This window comes from Agrobacterium tumefaciens (assembly GCF_031801495.1).
Taxonomy (GTDB): domain Bacteria; phylum Pseudomonadota; class Alphaproteobacteria; order Rhizobiales; family Rhizobiaceae; genus Agrobacterium; species Agrobacterium tumefaciens_K.
In genome coordinates this window covers 1849067-1867048 of the sequence record NZ_JAOEGC010000002.1, presented here as the reverse complement: position 1 = coordinate 1867048, position 17982 = coordinate 1849067, and the positions used below count along the sequence as shown (strand labels likewise).

Annotated in this window: 13 protein-coding genes and 1 other RNA gene; 8 read left to right on the top strand and 6 right to left on the bottom strand. The window is 58.9% G+C overall.

The window, feature by feature from the left end; genetic code table 11:
- Positions 1 to 115: 115 nt before the first annotated feature.
- Both N7578_RS18535 and N7578_RS18530 read right to left on the bottom strand, forming a co-directional pair.
- Positions 116 to 2584, bottom strand: a complete 2469-nt coding sequence (locus tag N7578_RS18535) for a UvrD-helicase domain-containing protein (RefSeq protein ID WP_311111700.1) — start codon at positions 2582 to 2584, stop codon at positions 116 to 118.
- A gap of 99 nt (positions 2585 to 2683) precedes the next feature.
- Positions 2684 to 3094 (bottom strand): carboxymuconolactone decarboxylase family protein, encoded by a 411-nt coding sequence (locus tag N7578_RS18530; RefSeq protein WP_311111699.1) that lies wholly within the window; start codon positions 3092 to 3094, stop codon positions 2684 to 2686.
- Positions 3095 to 3333: 239 nt separating this feature from the next.
- Between N7578_RS18530 and N7578_RS18525 the strand changes: the two genes are divergently transcribed.
- The 4 genes from N7578_RS18525 (at position 3334) to N7578_RS18510 (ending at position 12973) form a co-directional block, all read left to right on the top strand.
- Positions 3334 to 4479, top strand: a complete 1146-nt coding sequence (locus N7578_RS18525; RefSeq protein ID WP_311111698.1) for an efflux RND transporter periplasmic adaptor subunit — start codon at positions 3334 to 3336, stop codon at positions 4477 to 4479.
- Positions 4476 to 7625: an efflux RND transporter permease subunit gene (locus tag N7578_RS18520; RefSeq protein ID WP_311111697.1), complete on the top strand. Its 3150-nt coding sequence runs from the start codon at positions 4476 to 4478 to the stop codon at positions 7623 to 7625. The genes N7578_RS18525 and N7578_RS18520 overlap by 4 nt, the downstream gene beginning before the upstream one ends.
- A 136-nt stretch (positions 7626 to 7761) precedes the next feature.
- A complete protein-coding gene (locus tag N7578_RS18515; RefSeq protein ID WP_311111696.1) occupies positions 7762 to 9174 on the top strand; it encodes an FAD-linked oxidase C-terminal domain-containing protein in 1413 nt (470 codons plus the stop codon).
- Positions 9175 to 9265: 91 nt separating this feature from the next.
- Entirely contained in the window at positions 9266 to 12973 is a 3708-nt protein-coding gene (locus N7578_RS18510) for an AsmA-like C-terminal region-containing protein (RefSeq protein WP_311111695.1), read from the top strand.
- Between the two features lie 295 nt (positions 12974 to 13268).
- On the opposite strand, the gene N7578_RS18505 is transcribed toward N7578_RS18510, so the two are convergent.
- From N7578_RS18505 to ssrA, 4 genes are all read right to left on the bottom strand, one after another.
- On the bottom strand, positions 13269 to 13478 hold the full coding sequence (locus N7578_RS18505) for a ribbon-helix-helix domain-containing protein (protein ID WP_311111694.1): 210 nt from the start codon (positions 13476 to 13478) through the stop codon (positions 13269 to 13271).
- Positions 13479 to 13591: 113 nt separating this feature from the next.
- Positions 13592 to 13795: a DUF4169 family protein gene (locus N7578_RS18500; protein WP_311111693.1), complete on the bottom strand. Its 204-nt coding sequence runs from the start codon at positions 13793 to 13795 to the stop codon at positions 13592 to 13594.
- 46 nt (positions 13796 to 13841) lie between these two features.
- Positions 13842 to 14354, bottom strand: coding sequence for an SspB family protein (locus tag N7578_RS18495; RefSeq protein ID WP_311111692.1), 513 nt, complete (start codon positions 14352 to 14354; stop codon positions 13842 to 13844).
- Between the two features lie 129 nt (positions 14355 to 14483).
- Positions 14484 to 14855, bottom strand: a transfer-messenger RNA (tmRNA) gene (ssrA, locus tag N7578_RS18490).
- A 136-nt stretch (positions 14856 to 14991) separates the two neighbouring features.
- On the opposite strand from ssrA, the gene N7578_RS18485 reads away from it, so the two are divergent.
- The 4 genes from N7578_RS18485 (at position 14992) to hflK (ending at position 17981) form a co-directional block, all read left to right on the top strand.
- Positions 14992 to 15300 (top strand): DUF2853 family protein, encoded by a 309-nt coding sequence (locus tag N7578_RS18485; protein WP_311111691.1) that lies wholly within the window; start codon positions 14992 to 14994, stop codon positions 15298 to 15300.
- A 99-nt stretch (positions 15301 to 15399) separates the two neighbouring features.
- A complete protein-coding gene (locus N7578_RS18480; protein ID WP_311111690.1) occupies positions 15400 to 16194 on the top strand; it encodes a thymidylate synthase in 795 nt (264 codons plus the stop codon).
- Complete coding sequence (locus N7578_RS18475; protein ID WP_311111689.1) at positions 16191 to 16718, top strand: dihydrofolate reductase; 528 nt, start codon at positions 16191 to 16193, stop codon at positions 16716 to 16718. The genes N7578_RS18480 and N7578_RS18475 overlap by 4 nt, the downstream gene beginning before the upstream one ends.
- Positions 16719 to 16859: 141 nt before the next feature.
- Entirely contained in the window at positions 16860 to 17981 is a 1122-nt protein-coding gene (gene hflK / locus N7578_RS18470; RefSeq protein WP_311111688.1) for an FtsH protease activity modulator HflK, read from the top strand.
- The last annotated feature ends 1 nt before the right edge of the window (position 17982 follow it).

Sequence of the window (17982 nt, the reverse complement as noted above, 5' to 3'; positions counted from 1 at the left end):
GCCGATTTCACGACAGGCCGTTAGTGCCTAGCAGATCATCGCCCAAGGGAGGGCGATGGATTAGGGGTGAGTCCGTCCTCTCGCTATCGTCGTGGGCCACGCATAGGGCGGTCGATCAGACCCTTTCCACGAAGCCGTCCAGAACGCGTTTCTGTCCGGCCTTGTCGAAATCGATCGTCAGCTTGTTGCCTTCCACGGCCGAGACATTGCCGTTGCCGAATTTCATATGGAAAACCCGGTCGCCGACGAAGAACTTCGATGGGGTGGTCGCAACGGATTTCGCAACGAGTTCGCCATCAATGGTGCGCGTTTTCGGGCCGCTTTCGCCGTAACCGATGCGTTCCACCGCGTGACCGGAGCGGGTGCCCCAGTTGTCGCGGGTGGCATCGGTCTTGTTGGCCTGCGCGCGCTTCCAGCCGGGCGTCGAGTAATTGTTGGCGAATGGTTCGGCCTTGTCGAAGCGCGACTGGCCATAACCGCCACGCCCGCCGTAACCGCCGTAATTGCTGTCGGATGCGGCAACGTCGACATGTGCGGGCGGCAGTTCGTCCAGAAAGCGGGAGGGCAGGGTGGACTGCCACAGGCCATGGATGCGGCGGTTCGAGACGAACCAGATATGGCACAGCTTCTTGGCGCGTGTGATGCCGACGTAAGCCAGACGGCGTTCTTCCTCCAGGCCGGAGCGGCCGCCTTCATCGAGTGCACGCTGGTGCGGGAACAATCCTTCTTCCCAGCCCGGCAGGAACACGGTGTCGAATTCCAGACCCTTAGCCGAATGCAGCGTCATGATCGACACCGCGTCGAGTTCCTCGTTCTGTTCGGCATCCATGACGAGCGCGACATGTTCGAGGAACCCGCGCATGCTCTCGAATGATTCCATCGAGCGGATGAGTTCTTTCAGGTTTTCAAGCCGGCCCGGCGCTTCCGCGGATTTGTCGGCCTGCCACATGGCGGTGTAGCCGCTTTCGTCGAGAATCTGTTCGGCTAGCGTCGTGTGTTCGGTGTTTTCGAGAAGGCCCTGCCAGCGGCGGAAATCCTGCACCACATCGAACAGCGCCTTGCGCGCCCTCGGTTTCAGTTCGTCCGTCTCGATGATGTCGGCTGAAGCCGCCAGCATCGGAATGTCACGGGCGCGGGCGTAATCGTGCAGCGCGCGAACGGTGGTATCCCCAAGTCCGCGTTTGGGCGTGTTGACGATGCGCTCGAATGCCAGATCGTCAGCAGGCTGGCAGACAAGACGGAAATAGGCCATGGCATCGCGGATTTCCATGCGCTCATAGAAGCGCGGGCCGCCGATGACGCGGTAGTTCAGGCCAAGCGTGACAAAGCGGTCTTCGAATTCGCGCATCTGGAAGGATGCGCGCACAAGGATCGCCATGTCGTTGAGATTGTTGCCCTTGCGCTGAAGCTGCTCGATTTCCTCACCCACGGCGCGGGCTTCCTCTTCGGAATCCCATGCGGCATGCACGACAACCTTTTCGTCGTCCGGACTGCTCTTTTCGGTGAACAGCGTCTTGCCGAGGCGACCTTCGTTATGGGCGATCAGGTGACCGGCCGCACCGAGAATATGTTCTGTGGAGCGGTAGTTGCGTTCCAGCTTGATGACCTTGGCACCGGGAAAATCCTTGTCGAAGCGCAGGATGTTGTCCACTTCCGCGCCGCGCCAGCCATAGATCGACTGGTCGTCGTCGCCAACGCAGCAGACGTTCTGCGGCTCGCCCTTCGGGCGCTGGGCGAGAAGACGCAGCCACATATATTGTGCGGTGTTGGTGTCCTGATATTCGTCCACCAGAATGTAGCGAAACTTCTGGTGATATTCTCTCAGTATATCCGGGTTGCGTCGGAAGATCGTGATCGGATGTAGCAGCAGGTCGCCGAAATCGCAGGCGTTCAGCGTCTTCAGACGGGCCTGATAGGCGGCGTAAAGTTCTCGGCCTTTCCCGTTCGCAAAGGCGCGGCTGTCTCCTTCGGGAATATCCGGCGGCGTCAGACCCTTGTTCTTCCAGTTGTCGATCATGCCAGCGAACTGCTTGGCCGGCCAGCGCTTGTCATCCAGACCTTCTGCCTGAATGAGCTGCTTCAGCAGGCGGATCACATCGTCGGTGTCGAGAATGGTGAAATCGGATTTCAGGCCGATGAGTTCGGCATGACGGCGCAGCAGTTTCACACCGATGGAGTGGAAGGTGCCGAGCCACGGCATGCCTTCGACCGCACCGCCGACGAGAACGCCAATGCGCTCCTTCATTTCGCGCGCGGCCTTGTTGGTAAAGGTCACGGCGAGGATCTGGCTCGGATAGGCTCTGCCCGTTGCGAGAAGATGTGCGATGCGTGTCGTCAGAACGCGGGTCTTGCCGGTGCCGGCGCCTGCGAGAACCAGAACCGGGCCGTCCAGCGTTTCAACGGCCTCACGCTGTTCCGGGTTGAGTCCGGAGAGATAGTCGGGAGCGGAACGGGCCTGATCGCGGGCCGCCATGGCACGTGCGGCAATGCCCAGGCCGCCAGCGGAGGGCGTCGCGGGTGATTGTCGGCGTGGCTCGGAGGGTTCTTCATCGAAGAACGGCATATCGTCGAAACTGTTGCTCATGCGGCCCAATGTAGTGATTCGGGATGTAAAGGCCAGAACTACGTTCTGCTTTTATTCTGGTATCGCCCGCCAAAGCGCCTATTCCAAGGCATTTTCGATTCAGGACGGTGTATCGGCGTCAAAAGCATGGTCGACGGGCAATTGTAAAGCCGTTGCCAGCTGGTTCGTCTTGGCGGCAAGGGCGATGACGCGTATGAGATCGGCGTGTTCGGCGGCCGTCATGCCCTTGGCCTTGGCCGCGGCCGTATGCGAATGAGCGCAATAGGAGCAGCCATTGGTGACCGAAACGGCGATATAAAGCATCTCCTTGACCAGCGGATCGAGCGCCGATGGCGTCGCCATCACGGATTTGACCTCACCCCATGTCTTTTCGAGAAGATCGGGATCGAAGGCCAGATAAAGCCACATATTGTTGATGAAATCCGATTTTCTGGTCGTGCGGATATCGTCAAATACAGCTTTGACGCGCGGGTCTGCTTCCGGATTTTCGCGTTTTGTTATGGTGCTCATGGTGTCCTCCGGTATCGGCTGCTTCGTTGAGCGTTGAACGACAGATTATCTGAACGGCGGATATTTGCGATACGAATGCGCAGTTCCCGGCGGTGGTCGGAAAAACAGTCAGATTACAATTACGTAAGGAACGTATTTGTGCGTTGCCTTGCTGGCGGCGAGTGGGAATACTGCAAGCAATCCCGGTGGCTGTCGTCAATGGGAATGCATTTTGCTGCGCGGATCAATCGGAGATATGTATGCGGGTCTGGAAACAGGTGGGTGTCAGTGCTGCCGTCGTTGGGGCGGGGCTCTGTTCGTGGGCTTTTTTGTCGCCCGACGCCCGGAATGTGCTCGCAAGTCTCGGTCTGGCTACTGAGAAAACTGCCGCGGTTGAGGTCGCGCAGCCAACGTCTGGCGGTCAGGCTGCGAAACCTGCCCGGAGCGGCGGTAACGCGACGCTCGTGGCGACGGCTCCCGTCAAGCAGGGGACTGTCAATGACAGGCTGAATGCCATCGGTAACGGTGAGGCGATCCAGTCTGTCGTCGTCATGCCGCAGACCTCCGGTACGATCGCTGAAATTCTCATTTCTTCGGGTGCGAAGGTCAAAAAGGGGCAGGTGCTCGCGAGACTGGACGACGACGAACAGATCATCGAACGCGACAAGGCGCAGGTCGCGTTGCGAAGCGCGATTGAAAAATCCAGTTCCTACAAGAACCTGAAGTCGGTTTCGCGTCTCGATGTCTTCGATGCGCAGATTGCGGAAGAGGCTGCAAAGCTTGCGCTCAGCACTGCGGAGCTGAACCTCAAGCGTCGCGATATCGTGGCGCCCATCGACGGCATAGCCGGGATCGTGGCGGTCAACATCGGCGATAACGTCACAACCCAGTCGAGCGTCGTCAGTATCGATGACCGCTCGAAGATTTTCGTGAATTTCTGGGCGCCCGAGCGCTTCACGACCGCGATCAGTGCCGGGATGCCGGTCGAAGCGACGTCGATTTCGCGTCCGGGTGAAACCTTCAAGGGTGAGATCGAGGCCGTCGATAACCGTGTGGATGAGGCCAGTCGCACCATCCGCGTCCGTGCCCGACTCGACAACGCAAAGGATGAGCTGCGCGCGGGCATGTCGTTTGGCGTGACCATGCGCTTTACGGGTGAGACATACGCGTCGGTCGATCCGCTTGCTGTCCAATGGGATGCGGAAGGCTCCTATGTCTGGCGCGTCGCGGATAAGAAATCGTCCAAGGTGCGTGTGCAGATCGTACAGCGCAATCCCGACGCGGTTCTGGTGAGGGGTGAGCTGGCGCAGGGCGAACCGGTGGTCATCGAGGGTCTGCAGCGTGTCCGTGAAGGCGGCGCGGTCCGTGTTTCCAACGAAAAACCGGCGGAGGTTGCCAGCCAATGACAGCACAAACGCCGTCAGGTCAGGATTCGAAACTCGCTTTCACGGCGCTTTTTGTCCGCCGTCCCATTCTCGCTGCGGTTCTGAACACGCTTCTGGTCGTCGCGGGGCTTGCGGCGCTGGTGGGCGTGGAAGTACGTGAACTGCCGGACGTGGACCGGCCGGTGATCAGCGTTCGTACGACCTATGACGGTGCCGCGCCGGAAACGATCGATCAGGAAGTGACACAGACGATCGAGGGTGCTGTTGCCCGCGTCAGCGGCGTGAAGACGATTTCGTCCCAGTCGCAGTTCGGCACCAGCCGCGTGACGCTCGAGTTTGGCGATAATGTCGATCTGGCGGTTGCCGCGAACGACGTACGCGATGCGATTGGCCGTGTGACGAACCAGTTGCCCGATGACGCCGACGAGCCCCAGATCATCAAGGCGGATTCCGATAGCCAGCCGATCATGCGCCTTGCGGTCACGTCATCGTCGCTGAGCATGGAAGACCTGACAAAGCTGGTGGACGACGAGATCATCGATCGGTTGGCCTCCGTGGATGGCGTGGCGGACGTCGAGCTTTACGGTGATCAGGAAAAAGTCTTCCGCGTCGATCTCAACCAGGCCGCACTTGCCGGTCGCGGTCTGACGGTGACGGATGTTTCCAATGCGCTTGCGAGCGCGGCTCTGGACGTTCCGGCCGGATCGCTGAAAAGCACGACGCAGGATATCGTCGTACGCGCCACGGCAAGCCTGACGAAGCCAGAGGATTTCTCCAATCTCCTTATCAAGGACAATATCCGTCTTCGTGACGTGGCGACCGTCATGCTCGGCGCCGACGACGAATCCACATCGCTGCGTTCCAACAGCGTGCAGGGCGTCGGTCTTGGTGTCATTCGCCAGGCGCAGTCCAACACCCTGAATATTTCGACCGGTGTAAAGGCCGCGGTCGACGCCATGGCCCCGAACCTTCCCGAGGGTACTCGTGTGGTCGTGACCAGCGACGACGCCGTTTTCATCGAAGGGGCTTTGCACGAGGTCGAGCTGGCACTCGGTCTTTCCGCCCTCATCGTCGTTGTGGTCCTTTATCTCTTCCTGCGCGACTGGCGTGCGACGCTCATTCCCGCGATCACCATGCCGGTTGCGCTGATCGGAACGCTCGTCGCGATCTATATGGTCGGGTTCTCGATCAATATCCTGACCTTGCTTGCCATCGTGCTGGCGACGGGTCTTGTCGTGGACGACGCCATCGTGGTTCTGGAGAACATCGTGCGTCGCCGTGCGGAAGGCATGGGACCGCGTGCTGCGGCTGTACTCGGTACGCAGGAAGTGTTCTTCGCCGTTATTGCAACGACGGCGACGCTGGCGGCCGTCTTTATTCCGCTGTCGTTCCTGCCCGGGCAGCTTGGCGGTCTGTTCCGCGAATTCGGCTTCGTGCTTGCCTTTGCCGTCGGCCTTTCGTCCATCGTGGCGCTGACATTGTGCCCTATGCTCGCCTCGCGCATGTTGAAGCATGGGATGAAGGAGCCGACCGGCCCGCTTGCCTGGTTCGGCAATGTGTTCTCCTCGACCTACAAGGCAACGCTTTCGTCATGCCTCAACAATCCGCTTGTGGTTATTGTCGTTGCACTTGGTTTTTCCGGTTTGTCCTGGATTGCATTCGGCATGATCCAGAACGAACTGACGCCCCGCGAAGACCGCTCGTCGATCATGATGCGCGTGACTGCGCCGCAGGGCGTCAGCCTGGAATACACGCGTGATCAGTTGCAGCGCATCGAGGAAAGCCTTCAGCCGCTTCGCGACAGTGGAGAAATCCGCAACATCTATTCCATCACCGGCATGAATGGCTCGTCCAATAGCGGCTTCATGGTTCTCACACTTGCGCCGTGGGCTGATCGAGAGCGGACGCAGAACCAGATTGCTGCGGATGTCACATCGGCGGCCAACCGGGTACCTGCGTTGCGTGGCAACGTCATGCAGCCGAACAGCCTTCGCATTCGCGGTGCCGGCAATGGCCTGCAGATGGCCATGGTGGGCAGCAACTATCCGGCACTGACCGAAGCGACTCAGAAGCTGCTTCTTTCCATGGAGGAAAGCGGGTTGTTCGATACACCCCGTTTCGACACCGAGCCCAATCAGGCGCAGCTTTCCGTCTCCATCGACCGCGAGCGCGCTTCCGATCTCGGTATTGATATCACCGGCCTGTCGCGTTCCATGCAGTCGCTGCTGGAAGGTCGCTCGATTGTCGATGTGTTCGTTGATGGCGATGCTATCCCCGTGCGTCTTCTGTCCTCCACCCGGCCGATCAACGATCCTACCGATCTCGAAAACGTCTTCCTGAAGACGGGTGACGGCAAGATCGTTCCGATGTCGGTGATCGCAACGCTCAAGGAAAATGCGGTTGCACCACAGCTCAATCGCGAACAGCAGCTCGCGTCCGTCGGCTTCACGGCCAACCTCAGGGACGGAGTGTCGCTCGGCGAGGCCGTTGCCAAGGTCAACGAGTTGTCGCAGTCGATCATGCCGACCGGCGCACGCCTGCTGCCACTCGGCGAGGCGGCGACGCTGGAGGAGAATTCCAGCGGCATGCTGCTGACCTTCGGGTTTGCGATCGCCATCATCTTCCTCGTTCTGGCGGCGCAGTTCGAAAGTGTACTGAGTTCGATCATCATAATGTCGACGGTGCCGCTTGGTCTTGCCTGTGCCGTGATCGCACTGCTGGTCACCGGCTCTAGCCTCAACGTTTATAGCCAGATCGGGCTTGTGCTTCTGGTCGGGGTCATGGCCAAGAACGGGATTCTGATCGTGGAATTCGCCAATCACCTGCGCGATCAGGGGGCGAGTGTCCGCGAGGCAATCGAGCAAGCTTGCAGCATCCGTCTGCGTCCGGTGATGATGACGATGATCGCCACCATCCTCGGCGGTGTACCGCTGGTGCTGGCGCAGGGAGCGGGCGCGGAAGCGCGCATCGCCCTCGGCTGGGTCATCGTCGGCGGTCTCGGTTTCGCAACGCTTGTGACGCTTTACATCACGCCGGTTTCCTATCTGCTGATCGCACGCTTCGCCAAGCCCCAGGCCGACGAAGAAGTGCGCCTGCACCGCGAACTGGAAATGGCTGCACGCCGAAAGGCGCTGGAGGAAGACAAGCCTCTGCTCGCCGCCGAATAGAAAACGATTGCCGGAAATTCCTTTCCGGCAATCGTTGCGATGCTGGACAAAGCCGTGAGCGTATCCCATACCACCTGTCGAAATTCGTTAACGGACTGAGTCCGTTACGCGCAGATGTTATGGCGGAGATTCAGCGATGGCTTTGAAGGATGTGGTGGCGGGGAAACGGAATGAAGACGGTATCGCCGCCGTGCTTGGCATCCTCAAGCAGCAGCTTGGCGACAAGATCCAGACCGGGCAGTCATTCCGTGAGCAGCATGGCCATACCACGACCTATCTGACACTGCAGGCACCAGATGGTGTGGTTTTTGCCGAGAATGCCGACGACGTGAAAGCCGTCGTCAAAGTTTGCGCCGAATACAAGGTGCCTGTCATCCCCTTTGGAACCGGATCTTCGCTGGAGGGTCAGGTCAATGCTCCGAACGGCGGTATTTCCATCGATTTCAGCAGGATGAACCGTATTCTTGCGGTGAATGCCGAAGACCTCGATGTGACCGTCGAGCCGGGTGTGACGCGTGAAGACCTGAATACCTATCTACGCGATACGGGCCTGTTCTTTCCGATCGATCCGGGTGCGAATGCCTCCATCGGCGGCATGGCCTCGACCCGTGCTTCCGGCACCAACGCGGTGCGTTACGGCACCATGAAGGACAATGTCTTGGCCGTTACCGCTGTCGTGGCAAATGGTGAGGAAATCCGCACGGCGCGACGTGCCCGTAAATCTTCCGCCGGTTATGACCTGACACGGCTTTTCGTTGGCGCCGAAGGAACGCTTGGCGTTCTGACCTCGATCACGCTTCGTCTGCAGGGCATTCCGGAAAAGATCGCGGGTGGTGTCTGCACATTCGATACGATCAAGGCGGCCTGCGACGCGGTCATCATGACGATCCAGATGGGTATTCCGGTCGCCCGGATCGAACTTCTGGATGAGGTGCAGGTGCGGGCTTGCAACGCTTACTCCGGGCTGAATTATCAGGAAAAGCCGACCCTGTTCCTGGAATTTCACGGTACGGAAGAAACGGCTGCATTGCAGTCTCAGCAGTTCGCCGAGATCGCTGCCGAATTCGGCGGCACCGATTTCAAATGGACGAGCGATGCGGCCGAGCGCAACAAGCTGTGGAAGGCCCGCCACGACGCTTATTGGGCATCGCGGGCGCTTGCACCGCATCTCGACGGCCTTTCGACCGATGTCTGCGTGCCGATTTCACGGCTTGCCGACTGCGTAGTGGAAACGCAGCGTGATATCGCTGAAAACGGGATGCTGGCGCCGATCGTCGGTCATGCGGGCGACGGCAACTTCCACGTCCTCGTTCTTTTCGATGGCAAGGATGCCGAGAGCGTTGCCAAGACGGAAGCATTCGTTGCGCGGCTGAACCGCCGGGCCATCGCCATGGACGGGACCTGCACAGGTGAACATGGCGTGGGGCAGGGCAAGATGAGCTTTCTTGCCGAAGAGGCGGGTAATGCGCTTGATGTCATGCGTGCCATCAAAATGTCGCTTGATCCCGACAATATCTTCAATCCCGGTAAACTTTTTCGGCTTTCCTGAACAGTATCATATTTGATTGGTACAAAAGGCTGATTGCCGTTAAGGCAGAAGGCAATAGATTTTCAGCATCGCGAAGGGAGATGCAGGTCAAGTGCTCGGACGCATTCTGGTTTTCCTGGGCGGACTGCTTGTTGTGGCGTTGTTTTCGGCGCTGCTCATTCCCTATTTCATCGACTGGACGGATTTCCGGCGCGATTTCGAGGATCAGGCAAGCCGCATCGTCGGCAAGAAAGTTGTCGTTCATGGTCCGGTAGAGGCGCGGCTTCTGCCGTTTCCATCCGTGACGCTGCATGACGTGCGGGCGGGAACGGATGCCGACGGATCGCCCCTTATCCAGATCGCCCGTTTTTCGATGGACGCCGAGCTGGCGCCTTTCCTGTCCGGAGAAGCGCGTATCTTCGATATGCGTATCGAGGAACCGAAAGCCCGCATCCGGCTTCTGAAGGATGGAACGCTGGACTGGATGCGTGGCAGCCGGGCTTCAATTCCGGCGCGAACCGTCGTTCTGGAAAGCGTACAGATCGAAGGCGGACAGATAGAGTTCATCGATGAACAGTCCGGCCGGAATCGCGTCGTCACCGGCCTGAATGCCGACATGTCGGCGAGTTCGCTGGTTGGCCCGTGGAAAGCCGAAGGCAACGCGACGGTTGACGGCAATTCCGGATCGTTTTCGTTGTCGAGCAGCGAGCCGGACTATGCGGCCGGGCGCATGGGCCTGCGCGTTCGCATCATGCCGAACGATCATCCGGTCGAAATCGATCTCGATGGCATTGTTTCCGCCGCTCTGGGTAAGCCGGTCTATAGCGGTTCGTTCTCTTTCCTGTTCCGTCAGGACGACAAGCAGAAACAGCAGGCGGCCCAGTCGATCTTCTCCGCTCCGCGCACGCGCGGCAACTTCGAGCTGACGAACGAAAGCGTTCGCATCCCGAGTTACCGCATGGAGCTTGGCGGCAGTGACAATCCCTACATCGTGACGGGCGAGGCAACGCTCGATACCGGTTCCAAGCCGGAATTCCTGCTGACGGCAGATGGACAGCAGATCGATGTGGAGCGGTTTGCGCCGACTGCCGTCCAATCCGGCAAAACGTCCCGTATGCCCGCGACGTCGGTTCGTCAGCGCATAGAAGCGTTTGCGGCTATGGTGGCGCGCATACCCGTGCCACCTGTGCCCGGCAAGGCGAGCATCCGGCTTCCGGCGCTGGTATCCGACGACACGACCATTCGCGATATCCGCCTTGATGTCCGACCCGAAGGAAGCGGCTGGCAGGTGGTCAATGCCGTTGCGACGCTGCCCGGACGCACCCAGCTTGAAGCAAAGGGCTTGCTGACGCTTTCAGGCGGTCCTGCCTTCAACGGCAATCTGCTTGTCGCGTCAAACCAGCCGTCGGGGCTGGCCAACTGGCTTTCAGGTTCCGTCGATCCGGCAATCCGCCAGCTGAATGCGGCGGGCTTTTCTGCAGACGTTTCCCTCACAACGCTACATCAGCGATTTGCCAATCTCGAGCTTGCCATCGGTGACGCCTCCCTCAAGGGCGAACTGGATCGCAGTTCGGATGGCAAAGCCCAGAACCTCGCAATCGACCTGTCCGGCAACGAGATCGACGTCGATGCGCTAAGAGCGCTTGGAAGTCTCGTTCTTGGCGACCAGGTGGGAGGTTCGGTGCTCGATCATCGCATCGAGGCGAAATTCAAGGCGGATCGTTTCACCATGGCGGGTGTCGCGGCAAGCCACGTGCAGACGGCATTTACGCTGGCGGGTGGCGTGCTTTCGCTGGACAACCTGACTGCGGGCGATGTTGCCGGTGCCGAGGTTCGGGCGCGGGGCGAATTGCAGGGTTCGCTGCTGAAATATGCCGGCAAGGGAACGATCAATCTGCGCGCGGCGGACATGCAGCCGTTCTTCGCGATGCTGCAACAGAAGCTGCCGCACCACCCCTTGCTGAACCGCCTTGCGGCCAGCGCATCCTGGTACGCCAATTCCGATCTTGCAGTCGATGTTTCGGTCAACAGCGAAAATGGTGGCGCGAACGTTGCCGTGTCCGGCACGGTCAATGGCAGCAGGCTTTCGGCGGTCGCCAAGATGCCGGATTTCCTGTCGATCACCGACGACACGGCGATGACACTGGAAGCGGTTCTCAAGAACCAGTCCACCGCGATCCTGTTCGGACAGGCCGGGCTTGATCCGTTGCCATTCGATGCGGACGGGGAGGGGCTTCTTTCCGTCAAGCTCAACGGCACACTCGGTTCCGCTGCGCAGACCGATATCCGTTTTTCGACGGAGCGGACGCATTTTTCGCTCAACGGATCGCTGGCACTCGGAGCAGCCGATTTTGGCAGCGGTGAGGCCGATGTTGCGCTGGAGAGCGCCGATATCGAGCCCTATCTCATCATGAACGCCGTCGGCCTTCCCCAGCTTGGCGGGGGCATGGCGCTGAAAGCGGGCGCGAAAGTCGCAATCGACCCGGAAAAGATCGCGCTGTCCGCTATCAACGGGCAGGCGGGTGGCAATCCTGTTTCCGGCAATCTGACCCTGCAAAGGGCGGCGCCGTATTCCGTCACGGGCGATCTTTCCGTCAGGACCGCCGATATTGCCTGGTTCGGTGATGCCGTTTACGGTCCGGTGATCGATCCCGAGACTGGCGCGTTGAATGCGAAAACGCTGGCCATGGCGGCGTTTCCGGGGCTCGATGCCGCTGTTTCATTCAAAGCGGAAAGCTTCGAGACTGGGCCATTCGGAACGATTACGAGTTTTTCCGCAAATCTTGCGCAAAAGGCCGGTACGTTCTCCATCGATGATATGTCCGGTGCTTTCCTGGGAGGGAAGATTTCCGGGCGTCTGGCCATGTCGACAGGCGAAGGTGCTGGCATTTTCCGCACCAAGATCGCGCTTTCGGACGCCGATCCTCAATCCGTTCTCTGGGCAAATGCGAACGGACCGGTTGCAACCGGTCGCGTGGCCCTCGACTTCACGGCCGAATCCACTGGCAAGAGCGTCAGCGAAATTCTCAGATCTGCTGGAGGATCCGGTGAAATTCGCACTGGCGGACTTGTTTTGAAGGGACTTAATCCGGCTGCCTTCCAGCCGATCCTGCAAGCCGCCGATGCGCTGCAGCCGCCGATCGATGCGGCGAAGGTTCGTCCGCTTGTCGACCAGAACCTGTGGCAGGGCGATATTCCGCTCGGTGATGTTTCCCTGCCGTTTTCGCTGAGCGGTGGCGCCGTTCATTTCAAAAACCTGCGTGTGGAGCAGCCGCAGGTGATGCTTTCCGCCGAGGCATCGATCGATCTTGCGAGAGCGACGTTGAAAGGCGATCTCGATCTTCTTTTCAATGCAGGCACGGAAACGCTTGCCGGTGCCGATCCCTCGCTTCGGCTGGACTACAATGGACCTCTTGCTGCGCCGGCGCTGACGACGGACGTATCCGGCCTGACAGGCTATCTGTCGCTTCGGGCCTTCGAGCGGGAAAGACGGCGCGTCGAAGCCATGCAGGCGAGCGTGCTTGAGAAACAGCGCCTGCGCCGCGAGGTTGCGCTCTACCGTTTTCAGGCTGCGGAACGGCAGGCAGCCAAGGAGCGCGCCGAGGCTGAAGCGAAAGCGAAGGCAGAGGAAGAAGCGCGCCTGAAAGCACAGGCGGAGGAACGGCTTCGTCAGGAGAAGGAACAGCAGGAACGCTTGCAGCAGCAAGAGCAACAGCAGCCCGTGCCTGAGCGGCAATCAGCGCCGGTGCTGACTGTTCCACCGACCGAAAATGCCATCAGGCAACTGGCTCCACCGGATGGGGGCGCTGCGACGCCTTGAAGGGCGACAGCGCAAGTACGGTACAACACGGTTCAAGCGCGCCAGACGCCTGTCGGCCGTGCGTCGATTGTTTTTCGGAATTATCGGATTGGTATCATCGGGGAGGTTTGCCGTCGCACCTGTTCCGGAAACGATGGTTTCATTCGGGAGACGGGGTGCCGGAACAGCTATCGGAACAAGGCTACGCAATACCAAAAATGCCTTGCAGCGCAAATTAGACCGTGAATGATTAAGGAATGCTTTCACGGCATTACGAGTTTTCGGCAGAATTGAATTATAGTGCACGCGAAGCGTTTCAGGTACCCTTCAGCCAGTTCAGCACGAAGACGCGCAGGGACGAAGACAGGTTGCTGTCGGCGGGACGGTTGTCGTCGATTTCCGCCAGAAGGGTCGCAAAGCTGATCTTGCGTTTCTCGGCGATGATCTTGAGCTCATCCCAGAATGCATCTTCAAGGGAAATGCTTGTACGATGACCATGCAATGTCGCGGAATGTTTGCGGATCATCAGATTTGCCTCCGGTGTACACTTTTCCGGTTCGAAATCTGGATCATGTTTTCTCCGCAAGTCCCTGTTTGACGATTCTTTTCCGGGGGTGTTGCCGGTGCGGTTGCGGAGCGTCAGCCCTTGTTCGGCGCATCATCGGGCTTTTCAAGACGCCCTTGGTCGAGCGTCTTTTCTGCCTTGTCGTTGAGGGCGGATGTCAGATTTTTCTCGGCCTTCGTGCGACCGAAAGACAGACGGTTCTGTTCCGCCCGCCTGTCTTTTTCACTTCGCGCTTTCTGTTTCCGAAACTGACGCAGATTGACGATATCGGCAGCCATGCGGATATCTCTCCTTGAATTCTGTTCGTCAGTTCACGCGAACTGCTTACTGTTTCTTGCGGAATGCATCGAGGGAGACGACGGAGCCTTCCTTCTTTTCCTCACCGGCCTTCGGTGCTTCGGCAGACGCTGCGGGCTTCGCCTCGTGGGAAACGGGGTAAGCGGTGATCTCGGCCTCTTCCACCTCTTCCTCGTCGGACAGCGGTACGTCGAACTCCAGCTCGAAGTTGACGGACGGATCGTAGAAACCGCGGATGGCGTTGTAAGGAATAACGAGCTTTTCCGGCGTGTCCGAGAAGGAAAGACCGATCTCGAAGCCGGTTTCCGTCACCTTCAGGTCCCAGAACTGGTGCTGGATGACGATTGTCATCTGTTCGGCGTATTTCGCCTTGAGATGCTGGGAGATGCGCACACCGGGCGCACCCGTCAGGAAGGTGATGAAGAAGTGGTGGTCGCCGGGAAGGCGGCCGGTTGCGGCAACCTCACTCAATACCTTGCGAATAACGCCGCGAAGGGCATCCTGTGCGAGAATGTCGTAACGGATATGATCCTGCCCCATGCGGTCCTGTCTTTCCTTATTCGAACGTCTTTTAACCAAGTATACGCAATGTCTTAAAGCGCAGCAACGGAAAAGCCGAAGCCGCATGCGTCTCAGCTATCATAAAACGAATTCCGGCAAAATGGAGAAGGTGGAGGTTTCTGTTGCCAGGTACCTCCGAACCCCGCCTTACGGGGCTAACCGTAAGGGCTTTAGAGCGGAATTCCCGCACCGCCATTAGGCAGCGAGAGCGTATTCCTTAGCGTTGTTGTCGTTTGCAACTACACTTGTGACCCGATAACGGCGGTATCATGCCGAGCAAAAGTTCGATCTTTACGCCCTTGTCGATCCTATTTCGCCCCCATCAAAAGCCGGCCTTGCAAAAGGTCCGCCGGTTTTTGGTGGAGGCGCCGGGTACCGCCCCCGGGTCCAATAGGTTTATTACACCGACCGTTTATCGCCATAGCCGGGATAAATCCCGGCACGGCTCATATAGGGGTTTCCGAGGCGCGAGAAAAGAGGGAACGTGACAAATCGGTGAAGGCTTTTATCATTCGCTCTGCTCCAGCGCATCCTTGACGCGAAGAAATTGCTGGCACATTCTTCCCGCAACCGGTCGCTTCAAGAAACACCGGGCCGGGGCACACAAGGAGCAGACATGACTGACTACTTCGCAGATGTGAAAAAATACGACGCCTTGGCCGACGAGGCTGTCGTGGGCAAGATCGTCAAGCATCTCGGCATTGCCTTGCGCAACCGGGACTCCTCGCTTGTGTCCGCTTCCGATCCGGATGAGCTTGCGCGCGTGAAGGCAAGCTGGTGCGGCAAGAAGCTCGGCGTGACGGATGACAGCGCCGATCAGGCAATCGCGTCTGCGGCGAAAGCCATGTCGGCGGATCGCTCCAAGTCCCGCGTCACCTTCTATTATCTTGTCGCCAAGGAACTCGGCAAACTTCAGACGCTCTGAAGCCCCCCAGCTTTTTCGGGGAAAAACCCCAATCTCTCGTTGGTTCCGCCGCCGCTTGCCACTATATTCCGTATAGTGACTGAAACGACGGCGGACCGCATGAAGCAATATCTCGACCTTCTCCGGCATGTGATGGAAACCGGTTCCGACCGTGGAGACCGCACAGGCACCGGCACACGCTCCGTGTTCGGGTACCAGATGCGTTTCGATCTCTCGGAAGGCTTTCCCGTACTCACCACCAAGAAGCTGCATCTGCGCTCGATCATTCACGAACTGCTCTGGTTCCTGAAAGGCGATACGAATATCGCCTATCTCAAGGATAACGGCGTGACGATCTGGGACGAGTGGGCCGACGATAACGGCGATCTCGGTCCTGTCTACGGTGCGCAGTGGCGCTCATGGCCTGCGCCGGACGGTCGGCATATCGATCAGATCGCGCTTCTAATCGAAAGCCTCAAGACCAATCCCAATTCCCGTCGCCATATCGTTTCGGCATGGAACCCGGCGCTGGTGGACGAGATGGCTCTGCCGCCCTGCCACTGCCTGTTCCAGTTCTATGTGTCGGACGGCAAGCTGTCCTGCCAGCTCTATCAGCGTTCGGCGGATATCTTCCTTGGCGTACCGTTCAACATCGCGTCCTATGCGCTGCTGACATTGATGGTGGCGCAGGTGACGGGGCTGAAACCCGGAGATTTCGTACACACGCTGGGTGACGCGCACATCTATTCGAACCACTTCGCGCAGGCCCAGTTGCAGATGACGCGCACGCCGAAACCATTGCCGACGATGCGCATCAACCCGGATGTGAAGGATCTTTTCGCCTTTAAGTTCGAAGACTTTACGCTGGAAAATTACGAAGCCGATTCAAGCATCAAGGCACCGATCGCAGTATGAGTGAACCTCGTGTCACGATCATCGTCGCGGTGTCGGAGAACGGTGTCATCGGCCGTGATCTCGACATGCCCTGGAAGCTTTCCACGGATCTGAAGCGCTTCAAGGCGTTGACGATGGGCAAGCCGCTCATCATGGGTCGCAAGACGTTTCTATCCGTCGGTGGGCGTCCTTTGCCCGGCAGGCCGCATGTCATTGTCAGCCGCGACAGCAACTACCGCCCGGATGGTGTGGACGTTGCGTCGTCGCTGGAAGAGGCTCTGGCGCTGGCGAAGGCCAAGGCCGTGCAAGCGGGCGTCGATGAGGTTTTTGTCGCCGGTGGTGGGGAGATCTATCGCCAGGCAATGTCGTTAGCCGATCAACTTTCCGTCACCCATGTTGGCGTTGAGCTCGAAGGTGATACGTTTTTCCCGGAAATCGATTTCGCGGTTTTTGAGAAAGTCGAAGAAACTGCCGTTCCTGCCGGGGAAAAGGACGATTACCCCGTCAGATTTGCCACTTATTTACGAAGAGCTGCGTCAAAGTGAACTATTTGCCCCAAGTGGGTATTTAGTTACCACCTCTGCGTTGAAACGGGCGCTTCTCCTTCCTATAACGAGGTCGATATTCCCGCCGGACGCGAGCGACCGGTTCGAACGGAGGCGGGAGGCTTATATAAAGAGGTATTGATGCCCTGGAGCAATCAAAATGGAGGCGGCGGCGGCCCTTGGGGCGGCGGCGGTGGAGGTAACAATCAGGGCGGCGGCGGTGGCCCGTGGGGACAGGGACCGAACCGGCCTCGCGGTGGCGGCGGTGGAAACGGTGGTCCTCCGGATCTGGAAGAGATCATTCGTCGCAGCCAGGATCGTTTCAAGAACGTCATGCCGGGCAATTTCAACGGCGGCGTCGTTGCGATCATCGCTCTCGTCGTTCTGGTCTTCCTCGGTATTCAGTCCATCTACACCGTCCAGCCGGATGAGCGGGGCGTGGAACTTCGTTTCGGTCGTCCGAAGGATGAAGTCTCGATGCCGGGCCTGCACTTCCATCTCTGGCCCATCGAGACGGTGGAAATCGTCAAGGTTACGGAGCAGCAGCAGAACATCGGCGCCCGTGCGTCCTCGTCCTCCAGCAGCGGCGTGATGCTGACCGGCGACCAGAACATCGTCAACGTTCAGTTCTCGGTGCTGTTTACGGTTTCCGATCCGAAGTCCTATCTCTTCAACGTCGACAGCCCAGCGGAAACCTTGCAGCAGGTCGCCGAAAGCGCCATGCGTGAGATCGTCGGTCGCCGCCCGGCGCAGGATATCTTCCGCGATAACCGTCAGGCAATTGCCGCCGACGTGCGCAGCATTATCCAGTCCACCATGGATGGTTACGGCGCCGGCATTTCCATCAATGCCGTGGCAATCGAAGATGCGGCCCCGCCGCGCGAAGTTGCCGACGCCTTCGACGAAGTTCAGCGTGCCGAACAGGACGAAGACCGCTTCGTGCAGGAAGCCAACCAGTACGCAAACCAGAAGCTCGGTGCCGCACGCGGTCAGGCCGCGCAGATCCTCGAAGAAGCGAACGCCTACAAGAGCCGTGTCGTCAACGAGGCTCAGGGTGAGGCGCAGCGCTTCGTGTCGATCTACGACCAGTATCGCACCGCACCTGATGTAACGCGCCAGCGCATGTTCCTGGAAACCATGGAACAGGTTCTGAAGGGTTCCAACAAGGTCATCATCGACGAAAAGCAGGGCGTCGTGCCTTATCTGCCTCTCAACGAAATCATGCGCGGCAATACCGGCGCAGCACAGCAGGGAGGCAACTGAT

Excerpts from the sequence above, each read along its gene's own strand:
- N7578_RS18530 (WP_311111699.1), bottom strand. The coding sequence starts at position 3,094 with ATGAGCACCATAACAAAACGCGAAAATCCGGAAGCAGACCCGCGCGTC.
- N7578_RS18520 (WP_311111697.1), top strand. The coding sequence starts at position 4,476 with ATGACAGCACAAACGCCGTCAGGTCAGGATTCGAAACTCGCTTTCACG.
- N7578_RS18525 (WP_311111698.1), top strand. The coding sequence starts at position 3,334 with ATGCGGGTCTGGAAACAGGTGGGTGTCAGTGCTGCCGTCGTTGGGGCG.
- N7578_RS18495 (WP_311111692.1), bottom strand. The coding sequence starts at position 14,354 with ATGGGGCAGGATCATATCCGTTACGACATTCTCGCACAGGATGCCCTT.
- N7578_RS18480 (WP_311111690.1), top strand. The coding sequence starts at position 15,400 with ATGAAGCAATATCTCGACCTTCTCCGGCATGTGATGGAAACCGGTTCC.
- N7578_RS18535 (WP_311111700.1), bottom strand. The coding sequence starts at position 2,584 with ATGAGCAACAGTTTCGACGATATGCCGTTCTTCGATGAAGAACCCTCC.
- N7578_RS18500 (WP_311111693.1), bottom strand. The coding sequence starts at position 13,795 with ATGGCTGCCGATATCGTCAATCTGCGTCAGTTTCGGAAACAGAAAGCG.
- N7578_RS18485 (WP_311111691.1), top strand. The coding sequence starts at position 14,992 with ATGACTGACTACTTCGCAGATGTGAAAAAATACGACGCCTTGGCCGAC.
- hflK (WP_311111688.1), top strand. The coding sequence starts at position 16,860 with ATGCCCTGGAGCAATCAAAATGGAGGCGGCGGCGGCCCTTGGGGCGGC.
- N7578_RS18515 (WP_311111696.1), top strand. The coding sequence starts at position 7,762 with ATGGCTTTGAAGGATGTGGTGGCGGGGAAACGGAATGAAGACGGTATC.
- N7578_RS18475 (WP_311111689.1), top strand. The coding sequence starts at position 16,191 with ATGAGTGAACCTCGTGTCACGATCATCGTCGCGGTGTCGGAGAACGGT.
- N7578_RS18505 (WP_311111694.1), bottom strand. The coding sequence starts at position 13,478 with ATGATCCGCAAACATTCCGCGACATTGCATGGTCATCGTACAAGCATT.